Source organism: Streptomyces sp. NPDC014889, from assembly GCF_043081205.1.
Taxonomy (GTDB): Bacteria; Actinomycetota; Actinomycetes; order Streptomycetales; family Streptomycetaceae; genus Streptomyces.
Genome location: NZ_JBIBWH010000001.1, coordinates 362,952 through 375,053, shown reverse-complemented (window position 1 = coordinate 375,053; position 12,102 = coordinate 362,952). Strand labels below are relative to the sequence as shown.

Genomic DNA, 12,102 nt, shown 5'->3' with positions numbered 1-12,102 from the left:
GAAGCTCGTTGAATACGCAGCCGCAGTACCGCCAGGTGCCCGCGCAGGTCGACCTGCCCGCCCTCGAGCACGCCGTGCTCGACTTCTGGCGCGAGCAGAAGATCTTCGCCAAGAGCCTGGAGCAGTCCGAGGGCCGCCCCGAGTGGGTGTTCTACGAGGGCCCGCCCACCGCCAACGGCATGCCGGGCGCCCACCACATCGAGGCACGCGTCTTCAAGGACGTCTTCCCCCGCTTCCGCACCATGCGCGGCTACCACGTGGGCCGCAAGGCCGGCTGGGACTGCCACGGCCTGCCGGTGGAGCTGGCGGTCGAGAAGGAGCTCGGCTTCAGCGGCAAGAAGGACATCGAGGCGTACGGCATCGCCGAGTTCAACGACAAGTGCCGTGAGTCCGTGCTCCGCCACACCGACGCGTTCTCCGAGCTCACGACCCGCATGGGCTACTGGGTCGACCTCGACGAGGCGTACGTGACCATGGAGCCCGAGTACATCGAGTCCGTGTGGTGGTCGCTGAAGGAGATCTTCAACAAGGGCCTGCTGGTCCAGGACCACCGCGTCGCCCCCTGGTGCCCGCGCTGCGGCACCGGCCTGTCGGACCACGAGCTGGCCCAGGGCTACGAGACGGTCGTCGACCCGTCCGTCTACGTCCGCTTCCCGCTCACCTCCGGCCCGCTGGCCGGCCAGGCCTCGCTCCTGGTGTGGACGACGACCCCGTGGACCCTGGTGTCCAACACCGCGGTCGCCGCGCACCCCGAGGTCACCTACGTGGTCGCGACCAACGGCGAGGAGAGGCTCGTCGTCGCCGAACCGCTGGTCGGCAAGGCGCTCGGCGAGGGCTGGGAGACCACGGGCGAGAGCTTCACCGGCGCCGAGATGGAGCGCTGGACGTACCAACGCCCGTTCGAGCTGGTGCAGTTCACGGAGCCGGCGCACTACGTGGTCAACGCGGAGTACGTCACCACCGAGGACGGCACGGGTCTGGTCCACCAGTCCCCCGCCTTCGGTGAGGACGACCTGAGGGTCTGCCGCGCCTACGGCCTGCCGGTGGTCAACCCCGTGCGCCCGGACGGCACGTTCGAGGAGGACGTCCCGCTGGTCGGCGGCGTCTTCTTCAAGAAGGCGGACGAGCGGCTCACCGAGGACCTCGGCGAGCGCGGCCTGCTGTTCAGGCACGTGCCGTACGAGCACAGCTACCCGCACTGCTGGCGCTGCCACACCGCGCTGCTGTACTACGCGCAGCCGTCCTGGTACATCCGCACCACCGCGATCAAGGACCGGCTGCTCGAGGAGAACGAGAAGACCAACTGGTTCCCTTCGAGCGTCAAGCACGGCCGGTACGGCGACTGGCTGAACAACAACATCGACTGGGCGCTGTCCCGCAACCGCTACTGGGGCACCCCGCTGCCGATCTGGCGCTGCGAGGACGGCCACCTCACCTGTGTCGGCTCCCGCGCCGAGCTGACCGCCCTGACCGGCGCCGACCAGTCGGAGCTCGACCCGCACCGCCCGTTCATCGACGACGTCGCCTTCCCGTGCCCGCAGTGCGAGAAGACGGCCACGCGCGTGCCCGAGGTGATCGACGCCTGGTACGACTCGGGTTCGATGCCGTTCGCGCAGTGGGGCTACCCGTACAAGAACAAGGAGCTGTTCGAGAGCCGGTACCCGGCGCAGTTCATCTCCGAGGCGATCGACCAGACCCGCGGCTGGTTCTACACGCTGATGGCGGTCGGCACGCTGGTCTTCGACAAGTCCTCGTACGAGAACGTCGTGTGCCTGGGCCACATCCTCGCCGAGGACGGCCGGAAGATGTCGAAGCACCTGGGCAACATCCTCCAGCCGATCCCGCTCATGGACCAGCACGGCGCGGACGCGGTGCGCTGGTTCATGGCGGCCGGCGGCTCGCCGTGGGCGGCCCGCAGGGTCGGCCACGGGACCATCCAGGAGGTCGTCCGCAAGACCCTGCTGACCTACTGGAACACGGTCGCCTTCCAGGCCCTGTACGCCCGTACGTCGGCCTGGGCGCCCACCGGGGCGGACCCGGCCCCGGCCGACCGCCCGCTGCTCGACCGCTGGCTGCTCAGTGAGCTGCACGCACTGACCGACCAGGTCACGCAGGCTCTGGAGGCGTACGACACCCAGCGTGCCGGCAAGCTGCTCTCGGCGTTCGTCGACGACCTGTCGAACTGGTACGTCCGCCGCTCCCGCCGCCGGTTCTGGCAGGGCGACAAGGCCGCGCTGCGCACGCTGCACGAGGTGCTGGAGACGGTGACCCGGCTGATGGCGCCGATCACCCCGTTCATCACCGAGCGGGTCTGGCAGGACCTGGTCGTGCCGGTGACCCCGGGCGCCCCGGAGTCGGTGCACCTGGCCACCTGGCCGGAGGCGGACCTCACGGCGATCGACCCGGAGCTCTCGAAGCAGATGGTGCTGGTGCGGCGCCTGGTGGAGCTGGGCCGTGCCACGCGCGCGGAGTCGGGCGTCAAGACCCGCCAGCCGCTGTCCCGGGCCCTGGTCGCGGCGGCGGGCTTCGAGTCCCTGGACCGGGAGCTGCACGCGCAGATCACGGAGGAGCTGAACGTCTCCTCGCTGGCGTCGCTGAGCGAGGTCGGCGGCTCCCTGGTGGACACCACCGCCAAGGCCAACTTCCGTGCGCTGGGCAAGCGGTTCGGCAAGCGGGTGCAGGACGTCGCCAAGGCCGTCGCGGGCGCCGACGCGGCGGCGCTGTCGCTGGCGCTGCGCGAGGGCACGGCGTCGGTGGAGGTCGACGGCGAGACGGTGACGCTCGCGCCGGACGAGGTGATCATCACTGAGACTCCACGCGAGGGCTGGTCGGTGGCGTCCGACTCCGGTGCCACGGTCGCCCTGGACCTGGAGATCACGGAGGAGCTGCGCCGGGCAGGGCTGGCCCGGGACGCGATCCGGCTGATCCAGGAGGCCCGCAAGAACAGCGGCCTCGACGTGGCCGACCGGATCGCGCTGCGCTGGACCGCGACGGACCCGGCGACCATCGCCGCCCTGAGCGAGCACGCGTCGCTGATCGCCGATGAGGTCCTGGCCACGGACTTCGCCCAGGGCGAGGCGGACACCTCCTACGGCGCCCCCTTCACCGACGAGGGCCTGTCCCTGGCCTTCCGCCTCCGCAAGGCATGACCACCGGGGGACGGCGCCCGAGGGCGTCGCTCCCCCACCCCGACGGGGAGCTCACCGGCCACAAGCCGGAGGGCTCCCCGCGCCATTTGAGCCCCAGAAGGCGCGCTCCCGGACCGCGGCCCGGTCGGCCGGGCGCCGCGGGGCTCCCCCGCCCTGGGTGAAGGTGCGGCAGGTGCGCCGCCCGCGCATACGGGAACGGCCCCGGAGGGTGTCCCTCCGGGGCCGTTCTCTCAGGCTGCCGACGCCTAGTCATCAGAACCCGTCAAGGTTCCCTCAGTTGTCGTCCTCGTCGATCAGGAAGCCGCGCATCGGCGACGGCGCCTGACCCATCGGGGCCGGACCCTGAGGACGCACCGGGGCCATCGGCTGGGTCATCGCCGGGGCCATCTGCTGCTGACCGCCGTAGGAAGGACCGGACGGGCCGGGCGCACCGCCCATCGGCTGGCCGCCGCCGTAGGACGGGGCGCTCGCACCGGCCGGGGCCATGGAGGGCGCCGGGGACGGCGGCAGGGACGCGGCCGCGGGGGTGCGCGGCGGGGCGAGGGAGTCGTCGGCCTGGGTCTCCAGCTGGCGCAGCTGCGACTCCAGGTACGACTTCAGACGCGTGCGGTACTCGCGCTCGAAGCCGCGCAGGTCCTCGACCTTGCGCTCCAGCGTGGCGCGGGCGGACTCCAGGGAGCCCATCGCGACGCGGTGCTTCTCCTGCGCGTCCCGCTCCAGGGCGTCGGCCTTGGCACGGGCGTCACGCTCCAGACCCTCGGCACGCGAACGCGCCTCGCCGACGATCTTGTTGGCCTCGGACCGCGCCTCGGCGATCGCCTGGTCGGCGGTCTGCTGGGCCAGCGACAGGACGCGCGCGGCGCTGTCGCCGCCGGGACCCTGACCCATCGGGCCGCCGGGGCCGCCCATGGGACCGGGGCCGCCCATCGGACCAGGACCCTGGCCCATCGGGCCGGGACCCATCTGGCCCTGCATCGGGGCCTGCATCTGACCCTGCATCTGACCCTGCATCGGGCCGGGACCCTGGCCCATCGGGCCGGGACCCATCGGGCCGGGGCCAGGACCGCCGGGACCCTGCGGACCCTGACCGCCCGGACCGGCCGGCAGCTGCGGGGCACCGCTGGGCAGCTGGGGCGGGCCACCCATGGGGCCGCCCATCTGCTGCTGCGGCGGGCCCGATATCCCGGCGGGCACAGGCGCGCCGGGACCTCGCATGCCCTGCTGCTGAGGATGCGGTGGCTGCTGGTCCTCCGGAGGCTTGCGCATGTTCTGCTGGTTCTGGGCAGCAGCGCGCGTGGCCGCGGCCAGCTTGGCCCGCAGGTCCTCGTTCTCGCGGAGCAGTCGGGTCAGCTCGGCTTCGACCTCGTCGAGGAAGGCATCGACCTCGTCCTCGTCATAGCCTTCTCGGAGGCGGACGGTCGTGAACTGCTTGTTCCGCACGTCCTCGGGGGTCAACGGCATCTCTTCACCTCAACGTAGTCATCGGCAGTCGGCAAGACCGTATCGTCCACAGTCACGTCGCGAGGTTCCCCACGAAGTAGATCAGGATGTAGACGATGATCATCAGTACGAAGAAGGACAGGTCGAGCGCCACGCCCCCGAGACGCAGCGGCGGGATGAACCGCCGCAGAAGCTTCAGCGGTGGATCGGTGACAGTGTAGGTGGCCTCCAGAACGACCACCATCGCCTTGCCGGGTTGCCACGAGCGGGCGAACTGGAACACATAGTCCATGACCAGCCGGAAGATCAGCACAATGAGGAACACCGTCAGCGCGATGTAGAGAACCTCCATGGCCACACGCATGATTCGGTGCTTCCCTCTCCCCTGTTCCGTGCCGGTTCTACGGTGGTGCGTCTCAGCTCTGGTTGAAGAACCCGCCCTCTGCGATGCGGGCCTTGTCCTCCGCCGTGACATCGACGTTAGCAGGCGACAACAGGAACACCTTCTGCGTCACCCGCTCGATACTGCCGTGAAGACCAAACACCAAACCGGCGGCAAAGTCGACAAGTCGCTTCGCGTCTGTGTCATCCATCTCAGTCAGATTCATGATCACCGGGGTGCCCTCACGGAAGTGTTCCCCGATGGTACGGGCCTCGTTGTAGGTCCGGGGGTGAAGTGTGGTGATCCGGTACGGCTCTCGTTCCGACACAACCTTGGGCATGATCACCGGTGCGTTCTTCTCCAGGCTTGCGCGGTCTTGTGTGATGGACGCCACGGGCGCGATGCGCGCCGGGCGCCCGGATTCCGCCGGGAGCGAAGCGGAATGCGACACCGGTTCGCGGGGCGCCGGAGGCTGCGCCACTCGCACCGGTTCATCCCTTTGGGGCTGATGCGCCCCATGCGACTGGTGCGGCGGTTCGTGCCGCCGGCGGTCGCGCTCGGGTTCCGGGTCCAGCTCGGGTTCGAAGTCGTCATCGGGGTCGAATCCCCGGCCGTCGTACCCATCGTCCTCCACGAGGCCGAGGTAGACCGCCATCTTGCGCATCGCGCCGGCCATGCTCTGAGTCCTCCGCTCTGTGGTGGATCCGCTGACGACCGCCAAGTGCCCGCGATCCACGAGGTCGTTGCGCCCCGTTGGGCGATATTGACCATATTTTCTGCTGTGGTCCGACTTCTTGGCGACGTTACCCGAGCCTGGGGCGGACTCCGAGTACCGCGCTGCCGACGCGCACATGTGTCGCCCCGGCGGCCACGGCCTGTTCGAGGTCCCCGCTCATCCCTGCCGAGACCATGGTGGCAGCCGGATGGGCCGCGCGCAGGTCGGTCGACAAATCCATGAGGCGCTCGAACGCCGCCTGTTGCCGGCCGGCGTACTCCCCGGTCAGCGGGGCGACGGTCATCAGTCCGTCGAGGCGCAGCCCCTCGGAGCGGGCGACGAGGTCGGCCAACTCTTCGATTCCGCCGGGCCCCACGCCTCCCCGCTCCCCGCGTCCGCCCTCCCCGGCGTCCAGCGCCACCTGGATGAGACAGCCGACCTCGCGCTCCGCCCGCACGGCCTCCCTGGAGAGCGCGGTGACGAGCCGGGAACGGTCGATCGACTGGACGACATCGGCGTAACCGACCACAGATCGCACTTTATTGGTCTGAAGTTGACCAACAAAATGCCACGTCAGGGACAGATCAGCACACTCGGCCGCCTTGGGCGCCGCCTCCTGGTCCCGGTTCTCGGCGGTGTGCCGCACACCGAGTTCCGACAGGATCCGCACATCCGACGCCGGGTACGTCTTGGTGACCACGATGAGGGTCACCTCCTCCCGCGCCCGGCCGGCGGCCGCGCACGCGGCGGCGATACGCCGCTCCACCTTCGCCAGGTTTCCGGCGAGTTCGTTCCTACGGTCCGTCATGCCCCATCAGTCCAGCCAGACATAGCCCGCGAGCCGACCGGTGGTGCGGTCGCGGCGGTACGAGAAGTGATCAACCGACTCCCGCGTGCACACCGGCGACTGCTCCCGGTCGTGCACCCCGAGACGTTCGAGCTGCGCGTGCACGCCGGCGCTCACATCGACGGCCGGCGTGCCCCAACTCGTCTCGGCGTACGCCGCCGGCTCGATCGCGGCCACCTCGGCGCGCAGGTCCTCCGGCACCTCGTAGCACCGGCCGCACACGGCGGGTCCGGTGCGGGCGGTGATGCGGTCGGGCCGGGCGCCGAGCGATTCCATCGCGTCGACCGCGGCCGGGACGACCCCCTTGACCATGCCGGGCCGCCCGGCGTGGACGGCGGCGACGACACCGGCGACCGGGTCGGCCAGCAGCACCGGAACGCAGTCGGCGGTGAGCACGGCGAGGGCGAGACGGCGGGTCGCGGTCACCAGTCCGTCGACCGGCGGGGTGAGCCGCGTGGTCCACGGCCCGTCGACCTCGGCGATGTCGTTGCCGTGCACCTGGTTCATCCAGACCACCCGGTCCGGGTCCAGTCCGAGCGAGGTGGCGGCCAGGTCGCGGTTGGCGCGTACCGCGCCGGGGTCGTCGCCGACCGCGCCGCCGAGGTTGAGCTCCTCGTACGGAACGGCGCTCACCCCGCCCCACCGGTCGGTGAAGGCGAAGTGCGCGCCGCTCACGGAGTCGCGCCGACCTATCACTTGAGGAAGTCCGGTACGTCCAGCTCCTCGGCCGCGCTGTCGGAGTAGCTGCGCGGCGACGGGGTGACGGGCGGGGCCACGGGCGGCAGGTCCTGCACCGGCTCGGGGGCGACGGGCTCCGGCTCCTCCTTCGGCGTCACGCTGCCGAGCGAGCCGAAGGTCGGGCGGCTCTCGGGCTGACGCACCGGGGCCGGCTCCTCGCGGCGGGCCGGGGGCGGGGTGGAGGCCGAGCCGAGGACGTTGTCCCGGCGGGCCGGAGGCTGGCCGCCGTCGAAGCCGGCCGCGATCACGGTGACCCGGACCTCGTCGCCGAGGGCGTCGTCGATCACCGCGCCGAAGATGATGTTGGCCTCGGGGTGCGCCGCCTCGCTGACGAGCTGGGCGGCCTCGTTGATCTCGAACAGACCGAGGTCGCTGCCGCCGGAGATGGACAGGAGGACGCCGCGGGCGCCGTCGATGGAGGCTTCGAGGAGCGGGGAGGAGATCGCCATCTCGGCCGCGGCCACCGCGCGGTCGTCGCCGCGGGCCGAGCCGATGCCCATGAGCGCCGAGCCGGCCTCGGACATGACGGACTTGACGTCGGCGAAGTCGAGGTTGATCAGGCCGGGGGTGGTGATCAGGTCGGTGATGCCCTGCACACCGGACAGCAGCACCTGGTCCGCGGACTTGAACGCGTCGAGCACGCTGACCTGGCGGTCCGAGATGGACAGCAGCCGGTCGTTGGGAATGACGATGAGGGTGTCGACCTCTTCGCGGAGCTCGGCGATGCCGTCCTCGGCCTGGTTCGCGCGGCGCCGCCCCTCGAAGGTGAACGGGCGCGTGACCACGCCGATGGTGAGGGCACCCAGCGAGCGGGCGATGTTGGCCACGACGGGCGCGCCGCCGGTACCGGTGCCGCCACCCTCACCGGCCGTCACGAAGACCATGTCGGCCCCCTTGAGGACCTCCTCGATCTCCTCGCGGTGGTCCTCCGCGGCCTTGCGGCCGACGGCCGGGTTGGCCCCGGCGCCGAGTCCGCGGGTGAGTTCGCGGCCGACATCGAGCTTGACGTCGGCGTCGCTCATCAACAGCGCCTGGGCGTCGGTGTTGATGGCGATGAACTCGACGCCCTTGAGACCGACCTCGATCATCCGGTTGATGGCATTGACACCACCGCCGCCGACACCGATGACTTTGATGACTGCGAGGTAGTTCTGCGGTGCTGCCACGTCGAAGGCCTCTCGCCTCGAGTTACGTGTCGCCCTCTCGCGGTCCTGCCGCGATCCGACGACTGATGCCGAATGGGACGGTCCGAACGCCGACCCGAACCCTAACCCTGAAGTTTAGGGTTACCAGTGTGTCTGTTCCCTGAAGTCTTCGGAACAGGACACTAAGTCGACAAGTGGCGCCCGTTCAACGAACACGCCGAACCTCCCGTTTTTCTTTTCACCCTATGTGATCAGCCATAGCGCCGCCCAACCAGGGGGCCGGCCTGCGCAGATGTGCGTCAACTCCCCGATGACGCCGGGGCGGTGGGAACCCTGACGTCGAAGTGCCGCGCGCCGGGTGCCGCTTTCATCAGCGCGGTCAGGGTGCGGGCCTTCAGCCGGCCGTTCTCGCTGCTTCCCCAGGCGACGGTCCGGCCGCCGCTCAACTCCAGTGAGATGTCGTCGTAGGTGCGGACCTTGACGACCCGGGTCTCACGGGAGACCGCGGTGGGAATCCGCCCGGCGACCGCGACCGCCTCGCGCACCAGCCGGGCCTCGCCGAAGCGGCGCAGGCTCGCGGCGGCCGTGCTGGAGCGGGAAAGTGACAATTCCAGCAGGGGCACGCCTTTCGGCGCCTGTGAAACCGTGGCGAACCGGACACCCTTCGCGTCCACTTCGACGAACTTTCCGCCCTTTTCCTCCACCATGACCGGAGTGCGCTCGACCACTTTCAACCCGATTCCATGGGGCCATGAGCGCACCACGTCGACCGAGTCAATTCGGGGCAATTCACGGCGCAACCGGGCCTCGATCGCATCGGTGTCGACGGAAACCAGCTGCGTTCCGAGCCGAACTCCGGCGGCAGCCCGCACCTGATCGGGCGTCAGAACCGTGGCGCCGGAGACGGATACGCGCTCCACGCGCGTCCACTGCGAGCCGTACAGCACCCACAGGGAGCCGGCGATGAGGCAGACCAGGGCCAGCGAAAGAATGATGATCGTACGAGGGCGCAGCCGTCTCAGCCGACGGACCAGAGGCGGGCCGGACGACGACTCGTGCTGGCGTTCACCGCGCTCCGCGGTCGTCGGTCCGGCCACGCTCTCAAGCCCCTTCGTGCATACGGTCCTAACGGTGCGAGGCGATGGCCTCGTACACCATGCCGACGAGCAGCTCGTCGGCGTCCCGGCGGCCGAACTCCCCGGCGGCGCGGGACATCTGGTACAGCCGGTGCGGATCGGCGAGCACGGGCAGAACGTTCTGCTGCACCCACTCGGGAGTGAGTTCCGCGTCGTCGACCAGCAGTCCGCCGCCGGCCTTGACCACCGGCTGGGCGTTCAGCCGCTGTTCACCGTTGCCGATGGGCAGCGGGACGTAGACGGCCGGAAGCCCGACGGCGGAGAGTTCGGCGACGGTCATCGCGCCGGCGCGGCAGAGCATCATGTCGGCCGCGGCGTACGCGAGGTCCATGCGATCAAGGTAACTTACCGGGATGTAGGGAGGCATTCCCGGCATCTGCTGCACCTGGGGCAGTTCGTTCTTCGGGCCGACCGCGTGCAGGATCTGGATACCGGCCTGCTGGAGCCAGGGCGCGACCTGCTGGACCACCTCGTTGAGCCGGCGGGCGCCCTGCGAGCCGCCGGAGACCAGCAGCGTGGGCAGGTTCGGGTCGAGCCCGAACGCCGCGCGGGCCTCGGGGCGCACGGCCGCCCGGTCCAGGGTGGCGATGGCGCGGCGCAGCGGGATGCCGATGTAACGGGCACCGCGCAGCTTGCTGTCGGGCGTGGAGACGGCGACCTGGGCGGCGTACCGTGAACCGATCTTGTTGGCCAGGCCCGGCCGGGCGTTGGCCTCGTGGATGACGATGGGCACACCGAGCCGCTTGGCGGCCAGGTAGCCGGGCAGGGCGACGTAGCCGCCGAATCCGACCACGGCGTCCGCCTTGGTGCGCTCCATGATCTGCTCGGCCGCCTTGATCGTGCCGCGCAGCCGTCCCGGAACGGTGATCAGCTCCGGGGTGGGTTTGCGCGGCAGCGGCACCGCCGGGATGAGCGCGAGCTCGTAGCCCCGCTCGGGTACGAGCCGGGTCTCCAGGCCGCGCTCCGTGCCCAGGGCCGTGATCCCCACGGTCGGGTCCTGCCTGCGCAGGGCGTCCGCGAGGGCGAGCGCGGGCTCGATGTGGCCCGCGGTACCTCCGCCGGCGAGTACGACATGCACCGAAATTCACCGCTCTCCGGACGAACGCGCCGCCGAGGCACGCCGTCGCATCGTGTTCCATCTCCGAGGCTCGCGACCGGATCCGCGGTCGGATCTCCGGCCGGGCGCGGAGCCTCCTGCCCGCTTTCTACCAAAGCGAGGTTGCCGCATGGCAAGCGCCGCCCGCGCAGCGGGCTCGTCACGCGCGAAGGCGATCAGCAGCCCGATGGCGAACATGGTCGGCAGCAGGGCGGATCCTCCGTAGGAGAACAGCGGGAGCGGGACGCCGGCGATCGGCAGCAGACCGAGCACCGCACCGATGTTGATCACCGCCTGCACGGTGATCCAGGTGGTCACGCCTCCCGCGGCGTACCTCACGAAGGGGTCCTCCGTGCGTCCGGCCACGCGGATGCCCGCATAGCCTAGAGCGGCGAACAGGGCGAGCACCGACAGAGTCCCCGCGAGGCCCAGTTCCTCGCCGGTGACGGCGAAGATGAAGTCGGTGTGGGCTTCGGGGAGTTGGCCCCATTTCTCCACGCTGGCACCAAGTCCGGAACCGAAAAGTCCACCGGAGGCCAGGGCGTAGATGCCGTGCACCGCCTGCCAGCACTTGGTCGCGTCGCTCGAACCGACGCAGGCGAACCGGCCGAGGCGGTTGGCGCTCGTCTGGATCAGCAGGAAGCCGATCACCCCGGCGAACGACAGCACCCCCACGAAGAGCCGGGTGGGCGCCCCCGCCAGCCACAGCAGGCCGAACAGGATCGCGGTGAGGATGATCGCGGTGCCCATGTCGCCGCCGAGCATGATCAGCCCGAGCAGCATGAAGGCGACCGGGACGAGCGGCACCAGCATGTGCTTCCACTGGGTCAGCAGCCGTTTGTCCTGCTTGCGCGCGATCAGGTCGGCGCCCCACAGCACCAGCGCCAGCTTGCCGATCTCGCTGGGCTGGATCTGGAAGGAGCCACCCAGCGCGATCCAGTTCTGGTTGCCGTTGACCGCCATCCCTATCCCCGGCACCTGCACCAGCACCATCAGCGCCACCGCGCCCGCCAGAATCGGGTACGCCAGCGCCCGGTGCAGCCTGACCGGCATCCGGGCGGCGAGCAGCAGCAGCCCGGTGCCGATCGCGGCCGCGAGCAGCTGCTTGCGGAAGAAGTAGGAGCCCGGCAGCGCCTTCTGCAGCGCGGTGATCTGGGAAGCCGAGTAGACCATCACCAGACCCAGCACGGTGAGCAGCAGGCTGCCGCCGAGGATCAGGTAGTAGGCGGTCAGCGGCCGGTCCCAGGCCCGCCGCGCGCGGCCGACCAGGCCCGCCACGGAACGCCGGCCGGGGGGACGGCCGGGCGTCGGGCGCTGGACGGTCCGCTGCACGGGCGGCTGGCCGGTACGGCTGCTGCCGGGGCTACCGGGCATCGGGTCCTCCGCTGTACGTCGGCCGCGCAAGTCCGGCTCGGCTCACGGCTCCCACGCCTCCCTCCCGAGGTCGCCCGGCA

General features: G+C 70.4%; 10 protein-coding genes. 1 reads left to right on the top strand and 9 read right to left on the bottom strand.

What is annotated here, in order from left to right:
- Positions 1-8: 8 nt before the first annotated feature.
- Complete coding sequence (gene ileS, locus ACF09J_RS01695) at positions 9-3,149, top strand: isoleucine--tRNA ligase (protein WP_392303367.1); 3,141 nt, start codon at positions 9-11, stop codon at positions 3,147-3,149.
- Between the two features lie 273 nt (positions 3,150-3,422).
- On the opposite strand, the gene ACF09J_RS01690 is transcribed toward ileS, so the two are convergent.
- The 9 genes from ACF09J_RS01690 to ftsW all read right to left on the bottom strand — a co-directional run bounded on the left by ACF09J_RS01690 (position 3,423) and on the right by ftsW (position 12,022).
- A complete protein-coding gene (locus tag ACF09J_RS01690) occupies positions 3,423-4,610 on the bottom strand; it encodes a DivIVA domain-containing protein (protein ID WP_392303366.1) in 1,188 nt (395 codons plus the stop codon).
- 52 nt (positions 4,611-4,662) lie between these two features.
- The gene (locus tag ACF09J_RS01685; RefSeq protein WP_100569619.1) at positions 4,663-4,953 is read right to left on the bottom strand and encodes a YggT family protein; all 291 of its coding nucleotides are present in this window, start codon (positions 4,951-4,953) and stop codon (positions 4,663-4,665) included.
- A gap of 52 nt (positions 4,954-5,005) precedes the next feature.
- Positions 5,006-5,647, bottom strand: coding sequence for a cell division protein SepF (locus tag ACF09J_RS01680; protein WP_358731196.1), 642 nt, complete (start codon positions 5,645-5,647; stop codon positions 5,006-5,008).
- A 127-nt stretch (positions 5,648-5,774) separates the two neighbouring features.
- Positions 5,775-6,494 (bottom strand): YggS family pyridoxal phosphate-dependent enzyme, encoded by a 720-nt coding sequence (locus ACF09J_RS01675; RefSeq protein WP_392303365.1) that lies wholly within the window; start codon positions 6,492-6,494, stop codon positions 5,775-5,777.
- Between the two features lie 6 nt (positions 6,495-6,500).
- On the bottom strand, positions 6,501-7,229 hold the full coding sequence (pgeF, locus tag ACF09J_RS01670) for a peptidoglycan editing factor PgeF (protein ID WP_392303364.1): 729 nt from the start codon (positions 7,227-7,229) through the stop codon (positions 6,501-6,503).
- Positions 7,226-8,437: a cell division protein FtsZ gene (ftsZ, locus tag ACF09J_RS01665; RefSeq protein WP_392303363.1), complete on the bottom strand. Its 1,212-nt coding sequence runs from the start codon at positions 8,435-8,437 to the stop codon at positions 7,226-7,228. The genes pgeF and ftsZ overlap by 4 nt, the downstream gene beginning before the upstream one ends.
- 278 nt (positions 8,438-8,715) lie before the next feature.
- On the bottom strand, positions 8,716-9,513 hold the full coding sequence (locus ACF09J_RS01660) for a cell division protein FtsQ/DivIB (protein WP_392303362.1): 798 nt from the start codon (positions 9,511-9,513) through the stop codon (positions 8,716-8,718).
- Positions 9,514-9,541: 28 nt separating this feature from the next.
- Entirely contained in the window at positions 9,542-10,630 is a 1,089-nt protein-coding gene (gene murG / locus ACF09J_RS01655) for an undecaprenyldiphospho-muramoylpentapeptide beta-N-acetylglucosaminyltransferase (protein WP_392303361.1), read from the bottom strand.
- 6 nt (positions 10,631-10,636) lie between these two features.
- Positions 10,637-12,022: a putative lipid II flippase FtsW gene (gene ftsW, locus ACF09J_RS01650; RefSeq protein ID WP_392303360.1), complete on the bottom strand. Its 1,386-nt coding sequence runs from the start codon at positions 12,020-12,022 to the stop codon at positions 10,637-10,639.
- Positions 12,023-12,102 lie beyond the last annotated feature (80 nt).